The 26966-nt window shown below is 73.8% G+C and carries 22 protein-coding genes and 2 tRNA genes; 5 read left to right on the top strand and 19 right to left on the bottom strand.

Annotated elements, in window-relative coordinates:
- Positions 1–29 precede the first annotated feature (29 nt).
- From ACFYUS_RS16440 to ACFYUS_RS16405, 8 genes are all read right to left on the bottom strand, one after another.
- Positions 30–1529, bottom strand: coding sequence for an MFS transporter (locus ACFYUS_RS16440; RefSeq protein WP_388851496.1), 1500 nt, complete (start codon positions 1527–1529; stop codon positions 30–32).
- Between the two features lie 73 nt (positions 1530–1602).
- Positions 1603–3729 carry an ArnT family glycosyltransferase gene (locus tag ACFYUS_RS16435; RefSeq protein ID WP_388851493.1) on the bottom strand — a complete coding sequence of 709 codons (2127 nt, stop codon included), beginning with the start codon at positions 3727–3729 and terminating at the stop codon, positions 1603–1605.
- Entirely contained in the window at positions 3726–4985 is a 1260-nt protein-coding gene (locus ACFYUS_RS16430; RefSeq protein ID WP_388851490.1) for a glycosyltransferase, read from the bottom strand. The genes ACFYUS_RS16435 and ACFYUS_RS16430 overlap by 4 nt, the downstream gene beginning before the upstream one ends.
- Before the next feature lie 26 nt (positions 4986–5011).
- A complete protein-coding gene (locus ACFYUS_RS16425; protein ID WP_388851487.1) occupies positions 5012–6544 on the bottom strand; it encodes a sensor histidine kinase in 1533 nt (510 codons plus the stop codon).
- Positions 6545–6549: 5 nt separating this feature from the next.
- On the bottom strand, positions 6550–7293 hold the full coding sequence (locus ACFYUS_RS16420) for a response regulator transcription factor (protein ID WP_388851484.1): 744 nt from the start codon (positions 7291–7293) through the stop codon (positions 6550–6552).
- Between the two features lie 137 nt (positions 7294–7430).
- Complete coding sequence (locus ACFYUS_RS16415; RefSeq protein WP_388851481.1) at positions 7431–8318, bottom strand: amidohydrolase family protein; 888 nt, start codon at positions 8316–8318, stop codon at positions 7431–7433.
- Positions 8311–8646 carry an antibiotic biosynthesis monooxygenase family protein gene (locus ACFYUS_RS16410; protein ID WP_388851478.1) on the bottom strand — a complete coding sequence of 112 codons (336 nt, stop codon included), beginning with the start codon at positions 8644–8646 and terminating at the stop codon, positions 8311–8313. Before ACFYUS_RS16410 ends, ACFYUS_RS16415 begins: the two co-directional genes overlap by 8 nt.
- Positions 8647–8730: 84 nt before the next feature.
- Entirely contained in the window at positions 8731–9600 is an 870-nt protein-coding gene (locus ACFYUS_RS16405) for a DUF2797 domain-containing protein (protein ID WP_388851475.1), read from the bottom strand.
- A 26-nt stretch (positions 9601–9626) separates the two neighbouring features.
- Between ACFYUS_RS16405 and ACFYUS_RS16400 the strand changes: the two genes are divergently transcribed.
- A complete protein-coding gene (locus ACFYUS_RS16400; protein WP_388851472.1) occupies positions 9627–10028 on the top strand; it encodes a hypothetical protein in 402 nt (133 codons plus the stop codon).
- Here ACFYUS_RS16400 and ACFYUS_RS16395 read toward each other — a convergent pair.
- A complete protein-coding gene (locus ACFYUS_RS16395; protein ID WP_388851469.1) occupies positions 10013–10840 on the bottom strand; it encodes a BRO family protein in 828 nt (275 codons plus the stop codon). The genes ACFYUS_RS16400 and ACFYUS_RS16395 overlap by 16 nt on opposite strands.
- Positions 10841–11019: 179 nt before the next feature.
- On the opposite strand from ACFYUS_RS16395, the gene ACFYUS_RS16390 reads away from it, so the two are divergent.
- Both ACFYUS_RS16390 and ACFYUS_RS16385 read left to right on the top strand, forming a co-directional pair.
- The gene (locus ACFYUS_RS16390; RefSeq protein ID WP_388851466.1) at positions 11020–11967 is read left to right on the top strand and encodes an RNA polymerase sigma-70 factor; all 948 of its coding nucleotides are present in this window, start codon (positions 11020–11022) and stop codon (positions 11965–11967) included.
- Between the two features lie 106 nt (positions 11968–12073).
- Positions 12074–13270: an NAD(P)/FAD-dependent oxidoreductase gene (locus ACFYUS_RS16385; RefSeq protein WP_388851463.1), complete on the top strand. Its 1197-nt coding sequence runs from the start codon at positions 12074–12076 to the stop codon at positions 13268–13270.
- A gap of 113 nt (positions 13271–13383) precedes the next feature.
- On the opposite strand, the gene ACFYUS_RS16380 is transcribed toward ACFYUS_RS16385, so the two are convergent.
- Both ACFYUS_RS16380 and ACFYUS_RS16375 read right to left on the bottom strand, forming a co-directional pair.
- A tRNA-Arg gene (locus ACFYUS_RS16380) sits at positions 13384–13456 on the bottom strand.
- A 421-nt stretch (positions 13457–13877) separates the two neighbouring features.
- Positions 13878–13968, bottom strand: a tRNA-Ser gene (locus ACFYUS_RS16375).
- Between the two features lie 223 nt (positions 13969–14191).
- Between ACFYUS_RS16375 and ACFYUS_RS16370 the strand changes: the two genes are divergently transcribed.
- Entirely contained in the window at positions 14192–14617 is a 426-nt protein-coding gene (locus tag ACFYUS_RS16370; protein ID WP_388851460.1) for an SSI family serine proteinase inhibitor, read from the top strand.
- Positions 14618–14743: 126 nt separating this feature from the next.
- Positions 14744–18403, top strand: coding sequence for a PAS domain-containing protein (locus ACFYUS_RS16365; RefSeq protein WP_388851457.1), 3660 nt, complete (start codon positions 14744–14746; stop codon positions 18401–18403).
- A 32-nt stretch (positions 18404–18435) separates the two neighbouring features.
- Here the strand turns inward: ACFYUS_RS16365 and ACFYUS_RS16360 are convergent, their stop codons facing one another.
- The 8 genes from ACFYUS_RS16360 to ACFYUS_RS16325 all read right to left on the bottom strand — a co-directional run bounded on the left by ACFYUS_RS16360 (position 18436) and on the right by ACFYUS_RS16325 (position 26912).
- Positions 18436–20088: a long-chain fatty acid--CoA ligase gene (locus tag ACFYUS_RS16360; RefSeq protein WP_388851454.1), complete on the bottom strand. Its 1653-nt coding sequence runs from the start codon at positions 20086–20088 to the stop codon at positions 18436–18438.
- A gap of 137 nt (positions 20089–20225) precedes the next feature.
- A complete protein-coding gene (locus ACFYUS_RS16355) occupies positions 20226–20771 on the bottom strand; it encodes a SigE family RNA polymerase sigma factor (RefSeq protein ID WP_388851451.1) in 546 nt (181 codons plus the stop codon).
- Between the two features lie 241 nt (positions 20772–21012).
- Positions 21013–22200: a DUF1906 domain-containing protein gene (locus tag ACFYUS_RS16350; protein ID WP_388851448.1), complete on the bottom strand. Its 1188-nt coding sequence runs from the start codon at positions 22198–22200 to the stop codon at positions 21013–21015.
- 52 nt (positions 22201–22252) lie between these two features.
- Positions 22253–23419, bottom strand: a complete 1167-nt coding sequence (locus tag ACFYUS_RS16345) for a lipid-transfer protein (protein WP_388851446.1) — start codon at positions 23417–23419, stop codon at positions 22253–22255.
- Positions 23416–23811 (bottom strand): MaoC family dehydratase, encoded by a 396-nt coding sequence (locus tag ACFYUS_RS16340; RefSeq protein ID WP_388851443.1) that lies wholly within the window; start codon positions 23809–23811, stop codon positions 23416–23418. Before ACFYUS_RS16340 ends, ACFYUS_RS16345 begins: the two co-directional genes overlap by 4 nt.
- Positions 23811–24836, bottom strand: coding sequence for an acyl-CoA dehydrogenase family protein (locus ACFYUS_RS16335; RefSeq protein WP_388851440.1), 1026 nt, complete (start codon positions 24834–24836; stop codon positions 23811–23813). The genes ACFYUS_RS16340 and ACFYUS_RS16335 overlap by 1 nt, the downstream gene beginning before the upstream one ends.
- A 1-nt stretch (position 24837) precedes the next feature.
- Positions 24838–25749, bottom strand: a complete 912-nt coding sequence (locus ACFYUS_RS16330) for a bifunctional MaoC family dehydratase N-terminal/OB-fold nucleic acid binding domain-containing protein (RefSeq protein WP_388851437.1) — start codon at positions 25747–25749, stop codon at positions 24838–24840.
- A complete protein-coding gene (locus ACFYUS_RS16325) occupies positions 25746–26912 on the bottom strand; it encodes an acyl-CoA dehydrogenase family protein (RefSeq protein ID WP_388851434.1) in 1167 nt (388 codons plus the stop codon). Before ACFYUS_RS16325 ends, ACFYUS_RS16330 begins: the two co-directional genes overlap by 4 nt.
- Positions 26913–26966: the final 54 nt, after the last annotated feature.

Raw genomic sequence — 26966 nt, 5'->3', positions numbered from 1 at the left:
CCTCCGTCTGTCAGCGGTCCGTCACCATGCTAGGCAGCGACCGGCTGTCCGGGGGTCGCGGCCCGCTCCGCGCGCTCGGCCCGCTTGAGCAGGGCCGCCGCGAGGAGCCCGCCGGCGAAGACGGCGATCGCGCCGACGAGCTGGCTGGTCTGGAGGCCGGAGGCGAAGGCGTCCGAGATCTGCCGGCGCTCGGCCTCACCGCCGGCGGCGGCCAGGGCGGCGGGGAGGGAGCTCGCGGTGACGGCGACGAGGGCGGCGAAGCGGGCGTTGAGCACGGCCCCGAGGACGGCTACGCCCAGGCCGTTGCCGAACTCGGCCAGGGTGCCGTTGATCCCGGCGCCCACGCCCGCCTTCTCCGGCGGGATCGCGCTCATCACCGCGTTGGCCATGGCCGGGGAGGAGACGGCGATGCCGACGCCCATCAGGACCAGGCCGAGCAGCATGCCCCCGTAGCCGCCGTCCGTGCCGCCGCCGAGCAGCGCGATCGAGGTGAGGCCGGCGGCCACCAGCGTCATGCCGAGGACGACGGTGGGCGGGGTGCCGAGCTTCATGACGATCCGCGGGCCGACGCCGGTCAGGTTGAGGCCGACGATCGTCAGGGCGAGCGGCGCCATCCGGAGACCGGCTTCGAGCGGCCCGTAGCCGAGGACGAACTGCAGGTGCTGGGTGAGCAGGAAGAGCGAGCCGCCCATGCCGAAGACGACCAGGATCGAGCCGCCGATGGCACCGATGAACTTCTGGTTCCGGAAGAAGTGCATGTCGAGCATCGGGTACGGGGTGTGCAGCTCCCACCGCGCGAAGGCGCCGAGGGCGACGGCACCGATCGCGGCCGGGACCAGGACCTGCGCGGAGAGCCAGCCGTGCGCGGGGCCGCTGATGATCGCGTACACGACGGCGGTCATGCCGATGGTGGAGAGCAGTGCGCCGAGCAGGTCGGGGCGCTCGCCCTGGGGGTTCCTGGACTCGGGGACGAGCTTGAGGACGGCGACGAGGGCGAGGGCCGCGACCGGGATGTTGATCAGGAAGATCATTCCCCACCAGAAGTGGTCGAGGATGACGCCGCCGATCAGCGGGCCGCCGGCGAAGCCGAGCGAGGCGACCGTGGACCAGAGCGCGATGGCCTTGACCCGCTCCGCGTCGTCGAAGATCTGCATCACGACGGCGAGGGTGGTCGTCATCAGGAGCGCGCCGCCGACGCCCATGCCCGCGCGGGCGGCGATCAGCTGCGCGGTGGAGCCGGCGAGTCCGGCGGCGAGCGAGCCGAGGCCGAAGAGCACGAGGCCGGCGGCGAGGAGCTTCTTGCGGCCGTAGCGGTCGGCGGCGTTTCCGGCGGTGAGCAGCAGGCCGGACTGGACGAGCGAGTACGCGTTGATCATCCACTGGATGTCGGTGGTGGAGGCGTGGAGCTCGGAGGTCAGCGAGGGGATCGCGACGCTGAGGACGGTGTTGTCGAGCAGCACGGTGAGCTGGGCGAGGCAGATGACGCCGAGGATCAGCCAGCGCTGTGGATGGCGGCCGGTATCTGTCACGAGACGCTCCTATACGGTGTACGAGACCAAGGCTCGTACACCGTACAAGAGCTCTCTTACGCTGTATAGGGATTTACTTCTTCGCGGTCAGGTCGTAGAAGGCGGCACCGTCGACCGTGACCTTCTCGAAGGTCGCCGCGACCCAGGTGGAGAGGGCGGAGCCGCCGCCGCCGAAGCCTCCGCCGGCCTCGATGAAGTAGTGGATCCTGCCCTCGGCGACGTACCGCTTGAACTGCGCGAGCGTCGGGGCCGGGTCGCTGCCGTTGAAGCCGCCGATCGCCATGACCGGCTTCTCCGTGGCGAGCTGGTAGCCGGCGGCGTTCTGCGCGCCGACCGTGGCCGCGACCCAGGTGTACGCGTCGGCGTCGGCGAGGAGGGCGGCCTTCGCCTTCGCGCTGACGTCGGTGCCGTTGAGGAGGCCGCCCATGCCACCGCGGCCTTCGCCTCGGGTCGTTCCCTGAGGCGGGAGGCCACCGGGCATACCGCGCCCCTGGCCCTGGCCACCGGGCAGCTGACCACCCTGGCCGCCCGGCGCCTGGCCGCCCGGCATCTGACCGCCCTGACCGCCGGGCATCTGACCACCGGGCATCTGACCGCCCGGCCCCGGACCGTAGCGGAACGACCGGCCGTTCATCGGCCCCCGGCCGCCCATGCCGCCGCCCGCCGGGCCCGCCGTCACGATCGAGCCCCGGTGGCCGGAGTTCACCGTCGCCAGGGTGTACGCGAACGGCCCCGCGAGTCCCGCGAGCAGCCCGAGGCCCGCCAGCCCGAGCCCGAGGCGCCGGTCGACCCGGCCCGCGAGCGGCAGCCCGAGCGCGGCGGCCGCGCCCGCGACCAGGACCGTCCAGCGGAGCCACGGCAGCCAGTCCGGCGTACGGCCGAGCAGCGTCCAGCCCCACCAGGCCGTCACCGCGACGGCCACCGCGAGGGTCGCGGAGGCGAGGAGCCGCGTGCGCTCCTCCCACAGCACGGCCGCGCCCATGCCGATCAGCGCCGCGAGGTACGGGGCCAGGGCCACCGTGTAGTACTCGTGGAAGATGCCGGCCATGAAGCTGAACACGGCCAGCGTCATGAGCAGCGCCCCGCCCCACACCAGGAACGCGGAACGGGCCGTGTCCGTACGGGGCGCCCGCCAGGTGACGACGAGTCCGGCGACGAGCAGGATCAGCGCGGCCGGCAGCAGCCAGGAGATCTGGCCGCCCACCGCGTCGTCGAACATCCGGCCGATGCCGGTCTCGCCCCAGCCGCCACCGCGCGCGGGCAGCTCCATGCCGGCCGGCAGGTCCACGGTCGTCCCGCCCGGGCCGCCCCGGCCCCCGCCGCCGACGCTCCCGACCTCGTTGCCGTTGATGCGGCCGAGGCCGTTGTAGCCGAAGGTCAGCTCCAGGAAGCTGTTGTTCTGCGAGCCTCCGACGTACGGACGGGAGGACGCCGGCCACAGCTCGACCACGGCCACCCACCAGCCCGCCGAGACGAGCATCGCGAGCCCGCCGAGCGCGAGCCGGCCGAGCCGCCGCACGAAGCCGCCCGGGGCGCACACCACGTACCCGAGGGCGAGCGGCGGAAGGATCAGGAAGGCCTGGAGGGTCTTCGCGAGGAACGCGAGACCGAAGGCCACCCCTGCCCGCACCAGCCACTTCGCGGCGCCCTCGTCCGACTCCAGGGCGCGGAGCACGCAGTACACCGCGACCGTCATGAGCAGCGCGAGCAGCGCGTCCGGGTTGTTGAAGCGGAACATCAGCGCGGCGACCGGCGTCAGCGCGAGGACCACGCCCGCGACGAGGCCCGCGCCCGCGCCGAACCGGCGCCGGACGGCCGCGTACAGCACGGCGACCGTGCCCACGCCCATGAGCACCTCGGGCACGAGGATCTGCCAGGAGCCGAGCCCGAAGAGGCGGACGGAGAGGGCCATCGGCCAGAGGGCGGCCGGCGGCTTGTCGACGGTGATGACGTCGGCCGCGTCGAGGGAGCCGAAGAAGAAGGCCTTCCAGCTCTCGCCGCCCGCCTGGACGGCGGCGGAGTAGAAGGAGTTGGCGTAGCCGGAGGCGCTCAGGTTCCACAGGTAGAGCAGCGTGGTGGCGGCGAGCAGGCCGAGGAAGGCGGGCCGCACCCAGCGGGCGTCCTCGGCGCGCCCGCGCCAGAGCCGGGCGAGCCGGCCGGTGCGGGGTGCCGCGGGGACGGCGGTGGGGAGGGTGGTCATCGTTCGTTCCTTGCTGGGGCGCGGTCCGGGAAGACCCAGAGGCGGAAGAGGAGGAAGCGCAGGACGGTCGCGGCGAGGTTGGCGACGATCAGGACGGCGAGCTCGGTGGAGTGCGCCGGGTCGCCGCTCGCCGCGCCGAGGGCGGCGAGCGAGCCGCTGGTCAGGGCCAGTCCGATGGCGAAGACCACGAGCCCCTGCGCCTGGTGGCGGACGGCCCGGTCCCGGCCCCGCACGCCGAAGGTGAGGCGCCGGTTGGCCGCCGTGTTGGCGACGGCGGAGACGAGGAGGGCGGCGGCGTTGGCGAGCTGCGGGCCGGCTCCGAGGCGGAAGGCCGAGTACAGCGCCAGGTAGAAGAGCGTGGACAGGACCCCGACCACGCAGAAGCCGACGAGCTGGCGGGCGAGGCCGCCGGGTACGCCGTTCAGCTCGCGGTCCCGGGGGTCGTCGCCGAAGGGCCGGGCGAGCCGGTCGAGGGGCAGCGAACCGGTCGTGAGGGCCCGCCCCACCCGCCACACGCCCTTCAGGTCGTCGGTGGCGGTCCTCACGATGTGGACGGTCGAGTCGGGGTCGTCGACCCAGTCGACCGGCACCTCGTGGATGCGGAGCCCGGCCCGCTCGGCGAGGACCAGCATCTCGGTGTCGAAGAACCAGCCGGTGTCCTCCACCATCGGCAGGAGCCGCTCGGCGACCTCTCGCCGTATGGCCTTGAAGCCGCACTGCGCGTCGGAGAACCGGGCGGCCAGCGAGGAGCGCAGGATCAGGTTGTAGGCACGCGAGATGAACTCCCGCTTCGGCCCGCGCACCACCCGCGAGGAGCGGGCGAGCCGGGAGCCGATCGCCAGGTCCGAGTGGCCGGAGATGAGCGGCGCGACCAGCGGCAGCAGCGCGTTGAGGTCGGTGGACAGGTCCACGTCCATATAGGCGAGGACGGGCGCGTCCGAGGCCGACCACACGGTCCGCAGCGCCCGGCCGCGGCCCTTCTGTTCGAGCCGTACGGAACGCACCTCGGGCACCTCGGCGGCGAGGGCGGCGGCGACGTCGGGGGTCGTGTCGGTGGAGGCGTTGTCGGCGACGGTGATGCGGAAGCCGTACGGGAAGGTCCGCAGGAGGTGTTCGTGGAGCCGGCGGACGCACGGCTCCAGGTCCTTCTCCTCGTTGTAGACGGGGATCACCACGTCCAGGACGGGCCGCCCGGCCGCGCTCACCGGCAGGTGCTCCCGGGCGGGGAGGGCTTCCCCGATGGTGTGGGTTCGCATGGCAGGGACCCTCCCGGGCCCCGCTGTCACGGCTGTGTGATGAGCCTGTGGCCTGCCTGTGAGTCCTGCTGTCGGGCCTGCTTCCTGGGGAGCCGGACGGTGAAGACGGTCCGTCCGGGAGCGCTCTCGACGCTCACCTCCCCGCCGTGGGCGAGCACGACGGCACGCACGATGGCGAGGCCGAGGCCGGTGGAGCCGGCCTGCCGGGAGCGGGAGGCGTCGCCGCGCGCGAAGCGCTCGAAGACGACGGGAAGCAGCTCGGGCGGGATGCCGGGACCGTCGTCCTCGACGTCGACGAACACGGCCGGGACGTCCGTGCGGACGCGTGCGGTGACCTTGGTGCCGGGCGGGGTGTGGGTGCGGGCGTTGGCGAGGAGGTTGACCAGGACCTGCTGGAGCCGGGCGCCGTCGGCCCGCACGAGCGCGCTGTCCGTGGGCAGTTCGAGGCGCCAGTGGTGCTCGGGCCCGGCGGCGCGGGCGTCGCTGACGGCGTCCACGACGAGCGGGACGAGCTCGGTGGTCCCGTACGAGAGGGGCCGGCCGGCGTCGAGCCGGGCGAGCAGCAGGAGGTCCTCGACCAGGCCCGTCATCCGGGTCGCCTCGGACTCGATCCGGCCGAGGGCGTGCCGGGTGTCGGGGCCGCACTCCTCGTGGCCGCGTCGGGTGAGTTCGGCGTATCCCCGGATCGAGGCGAGCGGGGTGCGCAGCTCGTGGCTGGCGTCGGCGACGAACTGCCGTACCCGGGTCTCGCTCTGCTGGCGGGCGTCGAGGGCCGAGTGGACGTGGTCGAGCATCCGGTTGAGGGCGGCGCCGACCTGGCCGACCTCGGTGCGCGGGTCGGCCTCGGCCTCCGGGACGCGCTGATGGAGCGCCACCTCCCCGCTGTGCAGCGGGAGACGGGCGACCTGGCGGGCGGTGATGGCGACCCTTCGCAGCGGCCGGAGGGCGATCCGGACGAGCACGGTCCCGGCGAGCGAGGCCGCGACGAGCCCGGCGCCGGTGACGCTCAGCTCGACGAGGACGAGGGTGGAGAGGGCGTCCTCGACCTCGGCGAGCGGGAGGCCGACGAGGAACGCGCCCTTGGCCCCGGTGGCGTACTCGACCCGGTACGAGCCGAGCCCGCCGGGCAGGTCGACGGTGTGCGGCCGGCTGTCGCGGGGGACGGCGGCGAGGGCGGCCAGCTGTGCCGCGTCGAGCCCCTTGGTTCGGAAATACGCGCTGTGCACGCCGTTGTCGTCGACCTCCACCTGGTATCCGGCGGAGGAGACGCCGTCGTCCGTGAGGACGGCGCCGAGCGTGCCGTTCGGTGTCCCCGGCCCGATGAGGAAGTCGAGCGGATCCCTGTCCCGCACCGGCCCGGGCACGGGCAGGGCGACCGGCGGCCCGGCGGCCCGCTTCGCGACGGCTCGGACCTGCTCGTCGGCCTGGTCGTACAGGTACGAGCGGAACGCGATCGTCGTCACCGTGCCGATCACGGTCGCGACGACCGCGATCAGCGCGACCGCCGAGACGACGAGCCGCGTCCGCAGCGACCACGGCCGCCCCCGCCGTACGCGCACGGGAACTACTCCCCGGGCTTGATCAGATAGCCCGCCCCGCGCCGGGTGTGGATCATCGGCGAGCGGCCCGCGTCGATCTTCCGGCGCAGATAGGAGATGTAGAGCTCGACGACGTTGGCCTGGCCGCCGAAGTCGTACGACCAGACCCGGTCGAGGATCTGCGCCTTGCTGAGCACCCGGCGCGGATTGCGCATGAGGTAGCGCAGCAGCTCGAACTCGGTCGCGGTGAGGTGGATGGAGTCACCGCCCCGGGTGACCTCGTGGCTGTCCTCGTCGAGGGTCAGGTCCCCCACGGCGAGCAGGGACTCGCTGCGCGTCTGCGCGGCCCCGGACCTGCGGATGAGGCCGCGCAGCCGGGCGACGACCTCCTCCAGGCTGAAGGGCTTGGTGACGTAGTCGTCGCCGCCGGCGGTGAGTCCGGCGATGCGGTCCTCGACGGCGTCCTTCGCCGTCAGGAACAGCACGGGCACGTCGGGCAGCTCGCGTCGGATCGAGCCGAGCAGGCTCAGTCCGTCGGCGTCCGGCAGCATGACGTCGAGGATGACGGCGTCGGGCCGGAACTCTCGCGCGGAGCGGAGCGCGGCGGCTCCGTCCCCGGCGCTGCGGACCTGCCAGCCCTCGTAGCGCAGGGCCATGGAGAGCAGCTCGGCGAGCGAGGCCTCGTCGTCGACGACGAGGACCCGGACGGCGGTTCCGTCGGCGCGGAGCATGTCGGCGCGGGTGCCGGTGCGGCGTGTGGTGACGGTCATGGCACCACGGTGTCGGCCGCCGCTGAGAGGCCTCTTTCCCTTTCCTGTGAATTCCCTGAGAAAGGCCTTCGCGGGACCGGCCGCTCGCTGCTTCACGTTTCACGTGAAACGACGCGGCTCGCGTGAAACGACGCAGCTCACCGTTTCACGTGAAACAACGCGGCTCCGTTCTCGTAGAGGACCCGCCGGAGCCAGTCGTCCCCGAGCCCGAGCCGTTCGAGGGCGTCGAGTTGATGGCCGTACGAATACGGGATGTTGGGGAAGTCCGAGCCGAGCAGGATCCGGTCACCGAGGTCCAGGAGCCGCTTGCGCTCGCCCTCGGGGAAGGGCGCCATCCGCTCGCTGAAGTCGGTGAAGGCCATGGTGGTGTCGAGGTGGACGCCCTCGTGCCGCTGGGCCAGGTCGAGGAAGTCGCTGTACTCGGGCATCCCCATGTGGGCGATGATCGCCCGCAGCCGGGGGTGGCGGTCGAGCAGCCGCTCCATGGGACCGGGGCCCGTGAAGTTCCCCGGGCTGGGCCCGGAACCGCAGTGCACGACGACGGGGGTACCGCTGTCGGCCAGGGCGCCCCAGGCGGCGTCGAGCGCGCTGTCGTTCGGGTCGAAGCCGCCGACCTGGAGGTGCACCTTGAAGACCCGGGCGCCGGCGTCGAGCGCCTGGTGGACGTACGCGTCGACGCCCGGCTCGGGGAAGAGGGTCGCGGTGTGCAGGCAGTCGGGCGTACGGGCGGCGAAGTCGGCGGCCCAGGAGTTCAGCCACGCGGCCATGCCGGGCTTGTGCGGGTAGAGCATCGCGGTGAAGGCGACCGCGCCGAACCCGCGCAGGAGGGCGAGCCGGCGCTCCTCCTCCTCGCGGTAGGTGATGGGCCACTCCACGCCGGTCAGGGGCCCGACGGCGTCGAAGTACGCCCAGACCTTGTCGAGGACGTTCTGCGGCATGAAGTGCGTGTGCACGTCGACGAGCCCGGGGATGCCAAGCCGCGCGATCAGCGCTTCCGTCCCGCTCGCGACTTCCGTCTCACTCACGCTCAAAGCCGTAGCTCCGCTCGACCTTGCCGATGTGGACGCTGTAGCTGTCGTACCAGTGCTCCCGCCCGTACGCCTTGGCCGCCTGGTGCTCGGTGTGCAGGCGCCAGGCGTCGAGGGACTCCAGGTCGCGGAAGTAGGCGACGGTGATGCCGATGCCGCCGGGGGTGCGGGCGGACTCGTAGCCGAGGAAGCCGGGGATCTCCCGGACGATCTCCTGCATCCGGGCGGCGGTGTCGGCGTAGCCCTCGGGGGCGTCGGGACGGACGGAGGTGAACACAGCGGTGTAGTAGGGCGGTTCGAGGCCCGCCACCAGCTTCTGGGTCATGTGATCACCCTCGCCGGGGTGACGGCGGGATGTCCACGGCGCCCGGGCAAAGGGATCCAAGACTTTACGAAGAAGGATCCGGGCTCAGAAGAGCCCCTCCTGGGCGCTCTCGGCCACGGACGGAGGCACCGCCGTCACCGGCACGGAGAAGCCGTCCCCCTCCCCCGCCGCCGCGAGGATCCAGCCGCCCATGAGCCGGGTGTCGAGGACGAGGCAGCGCCCGTCGGGGGCGAGGAGGTGCAGGTCGGGACCGGCGGCGGCGAGCAGCCGCCCCGTGACGACACCGCCGTCGACGAGCTCGGCGACCGTGCCGTCGAGGCGCGGCAGTCCGTCGAGGTGGAACGCCCCCGCATGGTCACGCGCGGCGAACTCCAGCGGCTCCAGGGTCTCCGTCCAGCCGCCGACCTCCCGCGCCCGCCGGTACAGCTCCTCGACCTCGCGGGCCCGGTCCGCGGCGGGCGGCAGGGCGTGCCGGGCGGCCCTCTTCCGCTCGTACGCCACCCGGTCGGGCACGCCGAGGGCCTGCCGCAGGACCTCCTCCGTGCGCCGGGCGGCCATCAGCGGACCCCTGCCGAGCCAGCTGAACGCGACGGCCCCCTGCTCCAGGAGCCGGGCCTCGCCCCGGGCCTCGGCAGTGATCCCCACCTTGGTCATCCCGGGCCCGAACCACGCCAGGTAGACCCGGTACGGCTGCGGGTCGTCCGCGATCGTGTCGGCCGCGACCGAGTGCGCCCGGTCCAGCCGCGCACACTCCGGACACCGCCCCCCGGTGGCCCGCCCGGACACGGCGGCCTCCAGCGGACAGGGGTTCCCCCGGGCCCCCGGACACCGCCGGACCCCGACGGCCCGAAAGGCCAGCCGCTGCCCGTACGCGAGCGCGCTGACGCGCCCACCCCGCCACCGCAGCCCGGGCACCCCACCGCCCCAACTGATCCCCTGACACCACCACTCCACGCCGCCCACCCTCTTAAGCTCCCTGGATGTCCAGTCTCCGCCACATCCGCTTCCAGTCCCCGACCAGAAGCCCGCGGGGCCACCGTCCCGGCGTCTTCGGCCTCGCGAACGCGCTGGCCCGCGAAGGCCGGCTCTCCGCCGACGAGTACGCGGTCTGGCGCGCCTCGAACGACTGGTACGACGCGCACTTCCCGAATCCGGCGGCGGTGGACCCGACGGTCTACGACCCGGCGGTGAACCCGGGGGCCGCCGCCTGGTTCCGGCCGACGGCGACCGAGGCGCTGGCCCGGGTCGCGCCGTACCTGCGCATCCTGCGGGACCACGGCGTGCCCTGCGTGCGCCTGGATTCGGCGGATCCGGGCCGGATCGTGTACGAGGACGCGTACCAGGTGGTGGCGGTGGAACGGGCCGCTCAGGGCAGCACGTAGATGCGGGTGCCGTCCGGAGCCGGTCTGCCCACCTCGCGCATGCAGCCGCGTTCGAGGAGGAGCCGGACGCAGTCGCGGACGCGTTCGCGGGAGAGGCCGGTGCGGCGGGTGACGTCCTGGGTCCGGTAGCGCACCCCGCCCCGTACGAGCGCGGGCGCCAGGCAGGAGGCGACCGTGCGCATGTCCCCGGTGATGGCCCAGGACTCGACGAGCTCCTGCGGGCTGAGCGCGACGGCGGCGCCGGTGCGCTGGCGGGGCACGGCGAGCCGCTCCAGGGAGTCGGCGACCCTGGAGAGGCTCCGCCGGGTCTCGCGGAGCAGCTCCGCGTACTCGGTGGGTCCGGTGCGCACGGCGGCCCGCTCGTCGAACCGCCCCTCGAGCCGTACGAGGACGTCGACGAGCTCCGGCGGCAGCAGGTACCCGGAGTGCACCGGCGAGGGTTCGAGCCCGTACCCGCCGTATCGCTGGACCGCCGCCACGACCCCGGCCGTCCATGCCCGGAACGGTCCGGCCTCCGGGTTCCGGCACGCGCCGACGAGCTGGACGAGCCCCTCCAGGCTCACCATCCGGGCCGACGCCCGGATCCCGGAGGGCCGGCCGGAGGGCCCCGCGCCCCCGCCGAGGTCCCGCGCGGCCGCCACGCACTCCTCGGGCAGCGCCACGGTCCGCAGCGCCTCACGCGTCCCCGCGTACCCCAGCCGCTTCGCCACGTCCACCACCGGGAACCAGTGCGTCCCGTCCGGCGCGGTCAGCCGCCGCAGCCGCGCTCCGGTGGCGACGTGCACCAGGTCATCGATGTCGATCGCGTCCATCGATCATCACCTCCGCCTCGCAAGCTAGGCCGAGGGCATATTCGACTGACATGCAAATCAGACGGGTTCACCCAAAAGGGGAGGGTTCATGGGAGGGCTCCCAGGGATCCCCCAGGAACCTCCCGGGGACGAGGACACGCCCCTGCCGCCCCGCACCCCACCGCACTAAGATCCGACCCATGCCTCTGACCATGGACGACGTGGACCGGTTCGAGGCCTCCAGGCCCCGCCTGGAGGCGATCGCCTACCGCCTGCTCGGTTCGGCGAGCGAGGCGGAGGACGCCGTGCAGGACACGTTCCTGCGCTGGCAGGCCGCCGACGTCGACCGCGTCGAGGTCCCCGAGGCCTGGCTGACGAAGGTCCTCACCAACCTGTGCCTCAACCAGCTCACCTCGGCCCGCGCCCGCCGCGAGACCTACGTGGGCCAGTGGCTGCCCGAACCCCTGCTCGCCGGCGACCCGATGCTCGGCCCCGCCGACACCGCCGAGCAGCGCGAATCGGTCTCGTACGCGGTCCTCGCCGTCATGGAGCGGCTCTCCCCCAACGAGCGCGCGGTGTACGTGCTCCGGGAGGCCTTCGGCTACCAGCACCGGGAGATCGCCGAGATCCTCGACCTCACCGAGAGCGCCTGCCAGCAGATCTTCCACCGCGCGAAGAAGCACGTCGCCGCCGGCAAGGCCCGTACGGAGATCGACGAGGCCGAAGCCCGGCGGATCGTCGAGGAGTTCCTCGCGGCGGCCACCACCGGCCGGACCGAACCGCTCGTACGCCTCCTCACGGGAGACGCCGTCGCGATCGGCGACGGCGGCGGGAAGGTCCCGGCGCGCGCCAGCGCGTTCGAGGGCGCCGTCGCGGTGGCGAAGTTCCTGCGGGGCCTGTTCAAGCCGAGCAACGCCAAGCGCGCCCTCGTCGGCGGATCGCCCGAGCTGTACGCCTCGACCGCCAACGGCGTCCCCGCCGTCGTGGCGGTGCTCGACGGCCGGGTCATCGGCGTCATGTGCCTGGAGGTCACGGCGGAGGGCATCACGGCCTGCCGCAGCCAGGTCAACCCGGACAAGCTCGACCGCGCGACGAGGCACTGGTCGACCACGGACCACGGCGCTCCCCTGGTGCGGGCCACCTACTAGACCACCCTGTGATGCAGGTCACATCCCACTCCTGTCAGGAATCGTCGGGCTGCCCGGTTCAAGGGTCGAAACCGCGCGAGATCGTCGCCGAGACAGGAGCAGGAACATGCAGCAGCACCGCGTCATCGTCCTCGGGGCCGGCTACAGCGGAGCCATCGCCGCCGGACGCCTCGCCAAGCAGCTCCACCGCGAGGACGTCGCCATCACCCTCGTCAACGCCGAGCCCGACTTCGTCGAGCGGGTCCGGCTGCACCAGCTGGCGGTCGGCCAGAAGCTCACGCCCCGCCCGTTCGGCGAGATGTTCGCGGACACCGGCGTCGAGCTGAAGCTCGCGCGGGTGACCGCCGTGGACGCGGAGCGCAGGACGGTCACGGTCACCGCGAACGGCACCGGAGCGACCGAGGAACTGGAGTACGACACCCTCGTCTACGCCCTCGGCAGCGGCTGGGACCCCCAGGGCGTCCCCGGCACCGCCGAGCACGCCCACGAGATCTCCAGCCGCCCCGGAGCGCTCCGGCTGCGCGAGCGGCTCGCCGGCCTGGAGGCCGGGCGGTCCGTGGTCGTGGTCGGCGGCGGCCTCACCGGCCTGGAGGCCGCGACGGAGATCGCCGAGGCCCGCCCCGACCTCGACGTCGCCCTCGCCGCCCGCGGCGGCCTCGGCGACTGGCTCTCGCCCAAGGGCCGCGAGCACGTACGGAAGGTCTTCAAGGGCCTCGGCATCACCACGCACGAGCACACGGCCGTGACGGCCGTCGAGGCGGACCGCATCACCACGGCCGACGGCGGCGCGATCCCGGCCGCCGTCACCGTCTGGACCACCGGCTTCGCGGTGCACCCGATCGCACGGGCCACCACCCTGGAGGTCACCGACAGCGGCCGGATCGTGGTCGACGCGACGATGCGCTCGGTCTCGCACCCGGACGTGTACGCCGTCGGCGACGCGGCCCTGGCCATGGGCCCCGGCGACAAGCCCCTGCGGATGTCCTGCGCCTCGGGCGCCCCCATGGCCTGGCAGGCCGCCGACGCCATCGCCGCCCGCCTGACCGGCGGCAAGCTCCCCAAGACGGCCCCGCGCTACTTCAACCAGTGCGTCTCACTGGGCCGCAGGGAAGGCCTCATCCAGTACGTCACCGCCGACGACCGCTCGGTCAACGCCGCCCTCACCGGCCGACTCGCCGCCCGCTACAAGGAACTCATCTGCAAGGGCGCCGTCTGGGGCGTCGCCAATCCCAAGCTCGGCATCCCCACCCGCCGCCGCCACATCCTCCGCACCCCCGCCGCCCCCACCAGGGCCACGGCCTGACCCCACCCCCGGGCCGGGCGCTCTCCCCGGAGAGCGCCCACCGCGCCCCTCCCCCAACTCCCGCCCCCGACAACGCAAGAGGCCCGGACTCTCGTCCGGGCCTCTTGTCTGTGTGCACTCGGCAGGATTCGAACCTGCAACCTTCTGATCCGTAGTCAGATGCTCTATCCGTTAAGCTACGAGTGCTTGTTTTTAGTTCTTGTCTCCGTTCCCCGGCCCTTTCGGCCCGCTGTCCCGGCGACAGGAAGAACATTACATGAGTCCCGCCGTCATGTGAAATCCATTCCCCCCACCCCCTCTGACCTGCGGAAACGTCAGGGTGGGAGCCGAGGGCGGGGCGGCGGGCGAGGGGGTGCGCCGGGGGCTCGGGGGGCGAAAAGGCGGGGAAAGAGACCGGGGTCACATCGGATTGCCGTCGAGTCCCGAAAGGAGCTCGCGGAAGGAGTCCGGAAGCGGCCGAGCCGCGGAAGGAGTCCGGGAACGGCTGAACCGCGGAAGGGTTCCGGAAGCGGCCGAGCCGCGGAAAGGATGCGGGAGAACCGAACCGTGCAGAGAGCCCGGGAACGGCCGAAGCCCCGGCCTTGGGGGCCGGGGCTTCGGTAGGGGGCGGAGGCGGAGGGATTTGAACCCTCGATGGGCTTTAAGACCCAAACCGCATTAGCAGTGCGGCGCCATAGACCGGACTAGGCGACGCCTCCTTCGCACCTCGCGCATGCGCGGGTGGTGCGTGCAGATGATGACACAGGCGAACTGGTTGTCACCAATCGATTCTCACCGTACCGGTCGTTCGGGGTCCAGGGCAAAGCCCCGCCCCGCCCGGCGCACCCCGCTTGCGCAACGCCCCGGCGCCCGGAGCGTTAGAGGGGGCGGGCGCGCCGTGCATCCGCGCCCGCCGTACTTCCCGTGCTCCTGGAGATCCGCATGCTGCGCAGTCTCGTCCTCGCGACCCTCGCCACCGCCGCCGTCGGGACCGCCGGCATCGGCCCGCTTCCGCCGCTGAACCTGTTCTCGTCGCCCGACACGCTGACCGTGGCCATCGAGAAGAGCGGCCATCCGGAGGCCGACGGCGTCTTCGACCTGACCTGTGGCGAGCGCGCCCGGGGCAGCCATCCGGCCGCCGAGAACGCCTGCAAGAGGCTGACGCAGCTGGCCGGGGAGGGGAGCGACCCGTTCCTGCCCGTCCCCGCCGACCAGATGTGCACCCAGGTGTACGGCGGGCCCGTCCTCGCCCACATCACCGGCACCTGGCAGGGCCGCAGGGTCGACGCCCACTTCTCCCGGGCGAACGGGTGCGAGATCGACCGCTGGGAGAATCTGGAGCCGTTGCTTCCCTTCGTCCGGGGATGAGGCAGGGACGACCCCCGGAGGCTCCCTTAGACTCCCCTCAGTGACAGGCTGCGGCCCGAGGGGCAATATGGGGCCGGCCGGCCGATAGGGCGAGCACGTGCAGTGCGTCTGGGAGGAAGCGTCGTCGTGAGCAGCAGGCCATCCCGAGGCGCTGCTCGCCTCGCAGCCATACTCGACGCCCTCCCCGACGGCCTCGTGCTCGTCAACTGCAACGGCACGGTCGTCAACGCCAACACGATCGCCCTCGGCATGTTCGAGACGCCCGGCACCGCGCTCGTCGGCCGCGGCCTGCTCGATCTGCTGCCCACCTTCGACTCGCGCCTCATCCCCGGCTCCATGCGCCGCCCCGACGGCGCCGACGAGCGGGGCCACAGCAAGCCGGTCCGGATGATCGCCCGCCGGACGGACGGCTCCGAGTTCCCCGTCGAGGTCTCCAACGCCAGCCTGGAGGACGGCCGCCAGGCCTACGACTCGTACGGCGGCTACACCGGCGACGAGCTCCTCATGCTCGTCGTACGGGACCTCACCGGCACCCTCGACACCGAGGCCGAACTCGCCCGCTCGCAGCGCCAGACCGAGATGATCCTGCGCGCCGCCGCCGAGGGCGTCGTCGGCACCGACACCGACGGCCGCGTCGTCCTCGTGAACCCCGCCGCCGCGCAGATCCTCGGCTACCGCGCCGGCGAGCTCGGCGGCCAGGAGCTCCACCCGCTGATCCTCGCCAAGCGCTCCGACGGCGAGCCCTTCCCGTACGAGGAATCCCCCCTCGCCGACACCCTCAAGTCCGGCCGCAAGCACCGCGTCCGCGGGCAGGTCCTCTGGGCGAAGAAGGGCGACCGCGTGCCGGTCGACCTGACGACCGCTCCGGTGCGCGACGGCGACCAGCTCGTCGGCGCGGTCATGACCTTCACCGACCGCAGGCCGTACGAGGAGCTCGTCGAGAAGCACGCCGCCGAGCTCGCCGACCTGGCCGAGCGGCACGCGGCGGAGCGCGAGGCGCAGGCCGGGAAGTACACCTCCCTCGCCGCCCGCCACGAGCAGCTCACCGCCGTCCTCGCCGAGTCCCTCCGCGGCCCCCTGGACGAGCTGCGCACCCAGCTCGGCGCCCTCGCCGCCGACGACGCCGGGCAGCTGTGGCCCGAGGCCAACCAGGTCCTGCACCACCTGGCCGCCGGGTACACCCGGATGACCTCGCTCATCGACAACGTCCTCGGCTACCAGCGGCTCGACGCCGGCGCCGAGAAGCTCGACAAGGCCGTCGTCCTCCTCGACTCCGTCGTGACCGGCGGCATCGACAGCGCCGTGGAGCTGATCGGGCCCGGCCGGGCCCAGTTCGCCGTGCACACCCCGCCCATCGAGGCCGAGGTCGACGCGGCCCGGCTGACGACCGCGCTCGCCCACCTCGTCGCGGACGTCGCCGGCGTCGACGCGACCGGCAAGAGCAAGGCCGACCGCCCCGCGAGCGACTCCACGATCGTCGTCGCGGCCGCACAGCGCGGTGACGTCGTACGGATCGAGGTCCGCGGCCCGTACGCCGGCGGCGACCCGGTCCACGGGCCCGTCGTCCGCGGGATCGTGGCGGCGCACGGCGGTGTCGTGCAGACCCACGAGGTGCCGGGCACGAGCGGCGGCGCGTACGTCGTCGAGGTGCCGGTCGGCGCCGGCCGCGGCACCGTCCCCGCGCCCCCGGCGCCGAGGAACGACCCGCCCGAGGGCGGGCGCGAGGCCCTCGCCCTGCCCGCGCAGGCCTCCTCGGGCCCGGATGCCGCTCCCGCCGTTCCTGACGAGCCCGTCGCCGTCCCCGCCGCCGGTCTCGTGCCCGCCTCCGTCTCCGGTACCGGCGCCGACGCGCCGTCCGACCCCGCCGCCGAGACCTCCGGCGGCGGGCGGCGGCGGGCCCGGCGCGGGTCCACCGATGCCTTCCTGGAGAGCGCGGTCGCGCCCGAGGAGGAGACGCCGGGCGGGCGCCGCCGTGCCCGTACGGGGGAGCAGGCCGGTCCCGCCGAGCTGATCCCCGCCCAGCAGAACACGGCCGTGGAGCCCACCGGGCGCCGTCGGGGCCGTCCCGCCGAGGGCTCCGTCGTGACCGCCGCCGAGGGCGCGCAGGGGCGTGCCGCGCTCGGTGCGGCCGTGCCGCCGCAGGGCGTGGCCGTCGATCCGGCCGGGGTTCCCGCCCTGGCCCGCGCCCTGCCCGCCGTCGCCTCCGCCGCCCCCGAGGAGGCCCAGGCGCAGCCGAGCGGGCGCCGTCGGCGTGCGCTGGCCGCCGCGCAGGAGCGGGCCGCCGCGGCCGAGGCCGGGCCCCGTACGCCGTTCGCGCTGCCGCCCGCCGACGCCGACCGTGACGAGGAGGCGGCGCCGCCCGCCGCCGTTCCCGTGGCCGGCCCGCTGCCGGTCTCGGACGAGGGGCAGCACGAGGCCGTACGGGGCGTCCCGGGCGCCGACCACACGCCGCCGCAGCCGCACCCGCACGTACCGCCGCAGGCCGAGGCCCCGGTGGCCGTCGAGCCGACCGGGCGGCGCCGGGCCATCGCGGTGCCGCAGCCGGAGGCCGTACCGCCGTCCTCGCCGCAGAACGCCACCGGAACGGCCAACGGGACCGCCAACGGCTCCGGGACCGGCTCCGTGCCGCTGCCGCCCGAGCTGCCGATGCCGATGACCGTGTCGACGGATTCGACCCAGGGGCGGCCGTTCAGCGTCCGTACCCTCGGGCAGGGCGTGCCTTTCGTCCCGCCCGCCCCGACGGCCGCTCCGGTCGCTCCGGCCCCGGCCGCCAACGGCTCGGGACGGCGGCGCAAGCTCGCCACCCCGCCCGAGGTCGACCCGCCGGTCCCGGTGATCCCGCCGATCCCCGCGGTCCCGCCGGTCCCCGCGGCCGAGGCCAAGCCGCACCCGCTGCCGACGGCGCCCGCCCCCTCGCCGCACGACACCCCGGCCGAGGGCCGCGCGTACGCCATAGGAGCGCCCGCCGAGGGCTCCGCCGAGGGGCCCGAGCCGCTCGACGGTCCCGGCGGGGCGGTCGAGGTCGCCAACCGGCCGGCCCCGCGTCCCGTCGACGACGAGCTGCCCCCGGAGCCCCTCGACAACCCGCGCCGGCTGCTCGTCTGGCCCGCGCCCGACGTCTCCACCCAGCAGGCGCTGAGCGACCGCGGCTACCGGCCGGTGATCGTGCACTCCCGCGAGGAGGTCGACGCGCAGATCGCCGCCTTCCCGGCCGCGCTCTTCGTCGACCCGCTGACCGGCCCCATCACCCGGACCGCGCTCCAGTCGCTGCGTCAGGCGGCCGTCGCCGCCGAGGTGCCCGTGCTGCTCGCGGCCGGGCTCGGGCAGGCGACGCGGGAGGCGGCGTACGGCGCCGATCCGGCCGTGCTCCTCAAGGCGCTCGCGCCCCGCGACAGCGAGCAGCACCCGTCCCGGGTCCTGCTGATCGAGGAGAACGAGTCCATCGCGGAGGCGCTCGCGGCGACCCTGGAGCGGCGCGGGATGCAGGTCGCGCAGGCGGAGACGGACTCCGAGGCGGTCATGCTGGCCACCCAGATCCGGCCGAACCTGGTGGTGATGGACCTGATGCAGGTGCGCCGCCGCCGGGCCGGGATCATCGACTGGCTGCGCGCGAACGGGCAGTTGAACCGCACGCCGCTCGTCGTCTACACCTCGTCCGACCTCGTCGAGGAGGAGCTGCCGAAGCTCGAATCCGGCGAGACGGTCCTGTTCCTCGCCGAGCGGTCGAACAGCGCCGAGGTGCAGGCGCGGATCGTCGACCTGCTCGCGAAGATCGGCACCAACTAGCCCCGAGGGGCCGGTTGGTGCCGAGCAGGGCCCTACAACTGGGTGACGTCCAGCTCGCCCTCCGCGTACTGCCGGCGGATGACCTTCTTGTCGAACTTGCCGACGCTCGTCTTCGGCACCGCCGGCACGATCGCCCACCGCTCGGGCAGCTGCCACTTCGCGATGCCGCCCTCGTCGGCGAGGAAGGCCCGCAGCGTCTCGTAGTCCGCCGTCGCGCCCTCCTTGAGGACGACGGTCGCGAGCGGGCGCTCGCCCCACTTCTCGTCCGGCACGGCGACGACGGCGGCCTCGGCGACCGCCGGGTGCGCCATGAGGGCGTTCTCCAGCTCGACGCTGGAGATCCACTCGCCGCCGGACTTGATGACGTCCTTGGCGCGGTCGGTGAGGGTGAGGTAGCCGTCCGGGCTGATCACGCCGACGTCGCCGGTCTTGAGCCAGCCGTCCGCGCTGAACTTGTCCTCGGGGCGGAGCGGTTCGCCGTCGACCCCGTTGTAGTACGCGGCCGCGATCCAGGTGCCGCGCACCTCCAGCTCGCCCGCCGACTCGCCGTCCCAGGGGAGGTGCTCGCCGCCGGGGCCGACGAGCCGGCCCTCGACGCCGGCGGGGAAACGTCCCTGCGTGATGCGGTACGGCCACTCCTCCTCGGCGGTGAGGCCGTGCGGCGGGTGGGCCATCGTGCCCAGCGGGGAGGTCTCGGTCATGCCCCAGGCTTGGCAGAGCCGGACGCCGAGCCGGTCGTACGCCTCCATGAGGGAGGGCGGACAGGCGGCGCCGCCGATGGTGACCTGGCGCATGGAGGAGAGGTCGCGGGGGTGCGCGGTGACCTCGGCGAGCAGGCCCTGCCAGATGGTGGGGACGGCGGCCGCGTGGGTCGGCTTCTCGCGCTCGATCATCTCGGCGAGCGGGGCCGGCTGGAGGAAACGGTCCGGCATGAGCATGTTGATGCCGGTCATGAAGGTGGCGTGCGGCAGGCCCCAGGCGTTCACGTGGAACTGCGGGACGACGACCAGGCTCGTGTCCTTGTCGGTGAGGCCCATCGACTCGGCCATGTTCACCTGCATGGAGTGCAGGTAGATCGACCGGTGGGAGTAGACGACGCCCTTGGGGTCGCCGGTGGTGCCGGAGGTGTAGCACATGGCGGCGGCCGTGCGCTCGTCCAGCTCGGGCCAGTCGTACGCGGTCGGGCGGCCGGCGATCAGCTCCTCGTACTCGTGGACGCGCGGGGCCGCGCCGTCCAGGAGGGAGCGGTCGCCCGGGCCCGTGACGACGACGTGCTCGACCGTCGGCAGGTGCGGGAGGAGCGGGGCGAGGAGCGGGAGCAGGGAGCCGTTGACGAGGACGACCCGGTCGGCGGCGTGGTTGACGATCCACACCAGCTGCTCGGGGGGCAGGCGGAGGTTGAGGGTGTGGAGCACCGCGCCCATGGCGGGGATCGCGAAGTACGCCTCGACGTGCTCCGCGTTGTTCCACATGAGGGTGGCGACGCGCTGGTCGCCGGTGACCCCGAGTTCGTCGCGCAGGGCGTGGGCCAGCTGGTGCGCGCGCGTTCCGGCCTCCGCGAACGTGCGGCGCTGCGGCTCGGACTCGCCCGTCCAGGTGGTGATGGTGGACTTCCCGTGGATCGTCATCCCGTGCTGGAGGATGCGGCTCACGGTCAGTTGTACGTCCTGCATGGTGCTGTACACGGGGCGTCCTCCCGGTGGGCGCTACGTGGCAGAAAAGGGTGTGGAGATTCTGCGCCCGTACCGTTCGGTATGTCACTACCCGGGAGTAAGCAAATTGCCAGTGATTACTGGCGGGACCCGACGGAGGGCCCTCACGGCTACCGTACGGGCGTCAGCTCCGGGTCCTCGCGGAGCTTGCCGAGCGCCCTGGACACCGCGCTCTTGACCGTGCCGACCGACACCCCGAGCACCTCGGCCGTCTGCGCCTCGCTGAGGTCCTCGTAGTACCGCAGGACCACCATCTGGCGCTGCCGCTCCGGCAGCTTCAGGATCGCGCGCCACATCGCGTCGTGCAGCACCTGCCGTTCGGCCGGGTCCGGCTCCGGGAGGCCGACGGGCTCGGGCAGCTCCTCGCAGACGAACTCGTCGACCTTGCGCTTGCGCCACTGCGACGTCCGCGTGTTCAGCAGCGCCCGGCGGACGTAGCCGTCCAGGGCCCGGTGGTCCTCGATGCGCTCCCAGGCCATGAAGGTCTTGGCGAGCGCGGTCTGGAGGAGGTCCTCCGCGTCCGAGGGGTTGGCGGTGAGGGAGCGCGCGGTGCGCAGGAGCACGGGCCCACGCGCCCGTACGTACGAGGTGAAGGTCGGGAACGTCGCGTACTGCGAGGCACCGGCGCAGACGGGGCCAGAGGGTGGCGGAGTCATGACTCCACGCTAGGAGCGCGCGGGCCCCCGGGGATCGGCCCCAGGTCCCGACCCGCCGTCCGCCTCAGGTTGTAGGGGTGGGGACGGCTCCACCTCCTCTGGGTGGAGACCCGGCACCGGCCGGGTCAGGGTCGGGGGGGTGGAGGGCGGCCGTACGGGGGAGGCGGAGGTGGCCGTGCGGCGGGGGTGGCGTCCGGTGCGGTCCGGGGCGCGGGCCGCGCCCCGGGCGGCGGACGGCCCCTCAGGGGCGCTGGGAGTCCACGAACGACAGGGGTACGGGGACGCGCGCGGCGAACCGGGCGGGGGTGCCGACGCGGGCGACCGGCGCGTCGATCGCGTTGCGGTCGATCGCGAGGGTGCGCCCGCCGTACGTCTCGGTGACGTTGCCCGCGTACTGGTGGATCCGGGCGTGCGGCGTCCAGGCGTCCGGATGCAGCACCGACTCGGTGAGCAGCGCCGGCACCCCCCGCCAGCGCGCGAACCACATCACGTCCGGCAGGTCCTTCGTGCCCGCCTTCCGCTGGGTCTCCATGTCCCGCACCCCCGTGTCGGCGCTGCTGTAGAAGCCGGGGAGGTAGCCGAGGCGCTTCACCTCCCGGTTCCAGGCCCGGACGAAGGCGAGGGTGGTCGCGGCGCAGCTCGTGTCGCCCCGCCGGTAGGCCTCGATGTCGAGGTAGAGCGGGCTGCTCGTGTCGATCCCGAGGGCGCGCGCCGCCCGCACCGCGTCGCCTCCCTCCTGGGTGCCCTGGGTCGCGGGGGAGCTGCCGATGGCGAACTTGCGCTTGGCCAGGGAGTCCACGCACGGCGCCTGCGAGCCCACGAACAGCGGCAGCAGCCGCCAGCCCATGGAGTGCGCGGAGGCGACCCAGGCGGGGGTCAGCTCCTTCTGCACGGGGCAGCCGCGCCCCCGCCCCCCGAAGTAGATCCCGACGGCCCCGTACGGGGAACCCTGCCAGGCCTTCATCACCGTCAGGGACGGCGCCTCGCAGGTGTCGAAGGCCTTCCCGGCGAAGGTCACGGGGGCGAGGAGGGCGGGAGCGAGGAGGGCGTCGGGGGAGCCAGGGGCGTCGGGGGCGTCGGGGGAGCCGGGGACGTCGGGGGAGCCGGGGGCGTCGGGCGCGGGGACGGAGCGGGTCGTGGCCGGGGAGCCCTTCACGGCAGGCGCGGCCGGTGAGCCGGGCGCGGCGGCCGCGGCGGCCGTCGGGGTCGTCCTCGCCGTCGCCGGGGGCGGGGCGTTCAGGAGGGCGGCCCCGGCCAGCGCCAGCAGCACGGCCGCGACCGCGGTCCGCGCCCCGGGAGGCGGCGCGGAGCGCGGGCGGGCCGGTGCCGACGGCGGGGCCGGGGCGGGGGCGGGCGCGGGGGCTCCGGGGGCGGCACCGGAGACGGGCGTGGGGGCGGCTTCGGGGGCGGGCGGCGTGCGAGTGCTCATGGCGCGAGTGAAGGACCGCCCGTCCCTCCCGGCCACCGCTCAGGCCGTCGCCTCAGCCGTCCGTGCCCAGGATCAACCCGGACGTGGGAACACCCGTGCCCGCCGTGACCAAGGTCCGGGCCGCGCCGGGGACCTGGTTCACGGAGGTGCCGCGGATCTGCCGCACCGCCTCCGCGATGCCGTTCATGCCGTGCAGGTAGGCCTCGCCGAGCTGCCCCCCGTGGGTGTTCAGCGGGAGCGCGTCGGCCGCGACGAAGTCGCCCGCCTCGCCGGGCCCGCAGAAGCCGAACTCCTCCAGCTGCATCAGGACGAAGGGGGTGAAGTGGTCGTAGACGATGCCCACGTCGATGTCGGAGGGCGCGAGCCCGGAGGTCCGCCACAGCTGCCGGGCCACGACGCCCATCTCCGGCAGCCCGGTCAGGTCGTCCCGGTAGAAGCTGGTCATGGCCTCCTGCTTGCGGCCGGCGCCCTGGGCCGCCGCCAGGATCACGGCGGGCGGGCGCGGCAGGTCGCGGGCGCGTTCGACGGAGGTGACGACGATCGCCTGGCCGCCGTCGGTCTCCTGGCAGCAGTCGAGGAGCCGGAGCGGCTCGGCGATCCAGCGCGAGGCGGCGTGGTCGGCGAGGGTGATCGGCTTGCCGTGGAAGTACGCGGCGGGGTTGTTGGCCGCGTGCCGCCGGTCCGTCACCGCCACGTGCCCGAAGGCGTCCGGGGTGAGCCCGTACGCGTGCAGGTACCGCTGGGCGGCCATGGCGACCCAGGAGGCCGGGGTGAGCAGCCCGAAGGGCAGCTGCCAGCCGAGCGCCGCGCCCTCGGCGGAGGGCTCGCGCTGCTGCACGCCGGAGCCGAAGCGGCGCCCCGAGCGCTCGTTGAAGGCCCGGTAGCAGACGACGACCTCGGCGATCCCCGCGGCGACGGCGAGCGCGGCCTGCTGCACGGTGGCGCAGGCGGCGCCGCCCCCGTAGTGGACGCGGGAGAAGAACGACAGCTCGCCGATGCCGGCCGCCTGGGCGACGGTGATCTCGGGGTTGGTGTCCATGGTGAAGGTGACCAGGCCGTCGACGTCGGCGGGGGTGAGCCCGGCGTCGTCGAGGGCCGCGCGGACGGCCTCGACGGCGAGGGAGAGCTCGCTGCGGCCCGAGTCCTTGGAGAACTCGGTCGCCCCGATGCCGACGACGGCCGCCCGCCCGCCGAGCGCGTCCGCGCCGGTGAGGCTCATCGGGGCACCTCCACGGTGACGGTCCCGGTGACGTGGTGCCCGAGTCCGTTGGCGCCGACGACCCGGACGGTCGCCGTGTCCCCGTCCGCCCCGCCGGCCACCTCGGTGACCGTCCCGGTCAGGACCATGGTGTCCCCGGGGTGATTGGGGGCGCCGAGCCGGATGGCGACCCGGCGCAGGACGGCCCGGGGGCCGAAGTGGTCGGTGACGTACCGGCCGACGAGCCCGTTGGTCGTGAGGATGTTCATGAAGATGTCCGGGGATCCCTTCTCCCGGGCCAGCTCGGCGTCGTGGTGCACGTCCTGGTAGTCGCGGGAGGCGACGGCCCCGGCGACGATCAGGGTGCGGGTGATCGGGATGCTGAGCGGCGCCAGCTCGTCCCCCGGCCTCATCACGCGTCTCCCTTCGCGAGCAGGTCGCCGAGTCCGGCGAGGAGTTCGGTGCCGCAGCCCAGGTACGCGTCGAGCTGCCGGCCCCACAGGAAGTGCCGGTGGACGGGGTGGTCGAGGTCGGCGCCCATGCCGCCGTGCAGGTGCTGTCCGGCGTGCACCACCCGCTTGCCCGCCTCGGAGGCCCACCAGGCGGCGGTCAGGGCCGCCCCGGCGGCGTCGAGGCCCCCGTCGTGGCGCCAGGCCGCCTCGTAGGCCGTGACCCGGATGGCCTCGGTGTCCATGTGGGCGTCGGCGGCCCGCAGTTGGACCGCCTGGTGGGTGGAGAGCGGCCGGCCGAACTGTTCCCGTACGGAGGTGTACTCCACGGCCCGCGCGAGGGACCCGGCGCACACCCCGGCCTGGAGCCCGGCGAACGCGATCCGCGCGGCGGCGAGGACGTCGTCGTGGGCCCCGGCGCCGCCGAGCCGCTCCCCCGGCGCCCCGTCCAGGACGAGGCGGGCGGCGGACCAGGGCGCGGTGAGCTCGACGGCCTCGACGGCGGCCGCGTCCTCGGTGCGGACCAGCCACAGGGCCCGCTCCCCGTCCGGTACGAGCACATGGGTGGCGTCCCTGAGCCAGGGCACCCACGCGACGGCCCCGCTGAGCCGTCCGGCGCGCGAGGAGACCGTTCCCGGTCCCGGGAACGCGCCCGTCACCACCGTCGTCCCCTCGCGGAGGCCGGGCAGGAGCCGGGCCCGCTGCTCCTCCGTACCGTGCCGGGCGACGGCGAGGATCCCGTACACGCAGCTCGCGGCGAACGGCACCTGCGCCGTCCTGCGTCCCTGCTCCTCCAGCAGGAGGACCAGGCCGAGCAGGCCGATCTCCTCGACGGCGCCCGGGAGTCCGGCCGCGCAGAGGGCCTTCCAGAGCTCGGCGTCCGTGCCGGTCCCGGCGGCCCGGAGCCGCTCGTGCCCGGAGAGGTCGGCGAAGATCCGCGCGGCCAGCTCCCGGGCGGCCTCCTGCTCCTCGGTGGGGGTGAAGTCCATGTCAGTCCTCCCCTCCCGCACGGAAGACGGGAAGTTCGAGCTCCTCGTCGACCCGCAGGAACTCCAGGCGTACGGGCATCCCGATCCGCACCTTGTCGTACGGCACCCCCACCACGTTGCTGATCATCCGCACGCCCTCGGCGAGCTCGATCAGCCCGACCGCGTAAGGAGGGTCGAAGGCCGGGAAGGACGGATGGTGCATGACCACGTACGAGTAGACGGTCCCCTCGCCGCTCGCCTCGACGGTGTCCCACTCCCGCGAGCCGCACGCGTTGCACCCCGGCAGCCAGGGGAAGCGCAGCTCCGCGCAGTCCCCGCAGCGCTGGACGAGGAGCCGGTGCCCGGCCACGCCCTCCCAGAACCCGGCGTTGTCCCGGTTGACGACGGGCCGGGGCCTTCGCGCGGCAGGCTTCCGGGACGGCCGGGCGGCGGGCGCGTACTTGAGGATGCGGAAGCGGTGCGTGCCCGCGAGTTCGCCGCCGGCCCGGACGTCCGTCCGCGTCGTCACGAAGTGCCCGGTGCCGAGCTTGGTGGTCTTGCGCTCCGACACGGACTCGATGACGGTGTCGAAGCCGATCTCGTCGCCCGGGCGGAGCGGCCGCAGGTACTCCTGCTCGCAGTCGGTGGCGACGACCGAGGTGTATCCGGCCCCGTCGAGCAGGGCGAACAGCTCCTCGTACGCCGACGAGCGGGCGGTGTGCCCGGAGAGACCGCCCATCGTCCACGCCTGGAGCATGGTCGGGGGCGCGACGGCGTCCGACCCCTCGTACGCGGGGTGGGTGTCCCCCATCGCCTCGCACCAGTGCCTGATCATGGGCAGGTTGACCGGGTCCTTGCCGGTGCCGGCGCTGGCGGCGGACCGCCCCACGAAGGCCACGAGCCGCTCGTACAGGGCATCGTCCGTACCGCTCACCGCCGCCCCCTCCCCTTCATGCCGAGCCGCATCCTCGCGACGATCTCGCGCTGCACCTCGCTCACGCCTCCCCCGAAGGTGTTGATCTGCGCGGCCCGGTTCATGCGCTCCAGCTCACCGCCGCCGAACTCCCCCGGCGACCCCGCGCGCACCGTGCCCGCCCCGCCGGCGATCTCCTGGCAGATGCGGTAGACCTCCACCGCCGATTCGGTGCCCGCGAACTTCACGCCGCTCGCGTCCCCCGGGGCCAGCCGCCCGGCCCCCACGTCGCCGACCAGCCGCCAGTTCAGCAGGCGGGTCGCGGCCAGCCGGGCATGCGCCTCGGCGGCCCGGATCCGGACCCACGGCTCGTCGATGCGGCGCCGGCCCGTCACCGGATCGGGGGTGCGCGCCCGGTCGAGGACGGCCGCGAAGAAGTCCTCGGCCTGCATGCCGATCGCGGCGAGCGCGACCCGCTCGTGGTTGAGCTGGCTGGTGATGAGGCTCCAGCCGCCGTGCTCGGGCCCGACGAGGTTGCCCGCGGGGACGCGTATGCCGTCGTAGTGGGTGGCGGTGGTCGTCAGCCCGCCCACCGTCTCGATCGCGGTCCAGGAGAAGCCGGGGGAGTCCGTGGGGACGAGGACGATGGAGATGCCCCGGTGCGGGGGCGCGTCGGGGTCGGTGCGGCAGGCGAGCCAGATCCAGTCGGCGTTCTGGGCGTTGGAGGTGAAGATCTTCTGCCCGTCGATCAGCCAGTCGGATCCGTCGCGGACCGCGCGGGTCCGGAGGGAGGCGAGGTCCGTCCCGGCCTCGGGCTCGCTGTAGCCGATGGCGAAGACGGTCTCGCCGCGCAGGATCCGGGGCAGGAAGGAGGCCTTCTGCTCCTCCGTCCCGTACGCCATGAGCGTCGGTCCGACGGTGTTGAGGGTGACCATCGAGACGGGGGCGCCCGCGCGGTACGCCTCGTCGAAGAAGACGAACTGCTCGTCGGGCCCGCGGCCCTGCCCTCCGTACTCCTCGGGCCAGCCGAGACCGAGGAGCCCGTCGGCACCGATCCGGCGGAGCAGCGCGCGCTGGGCGTCGGCGTCTTCGGCGGGCGGCGGCCCTTCGGGCATCACCTCCCGGAAGTACGCGCGGAGTTCGGCGCGCAGCCGCAGCTGCCGCTCGGTCGGGGCGAGGTGCACGGCGACGGCCTCCCGTGGGACGACTGAGGTTTCTGACTGTCCGTCAGATTCCAT

The sequence above is a fragment of the Streptomyces sp. NPDC004284 genome, assembly GCF_042874035.1.
Classification (GTDB): domain Bacteria; phylum Actinomycetota; class Actinomycetes; order Streptomycetales; family Streptomycetaceae; genus Streptomyces.
This window is presented reverse-complemented; position numbering and strand designations above follow the sequence as displayed.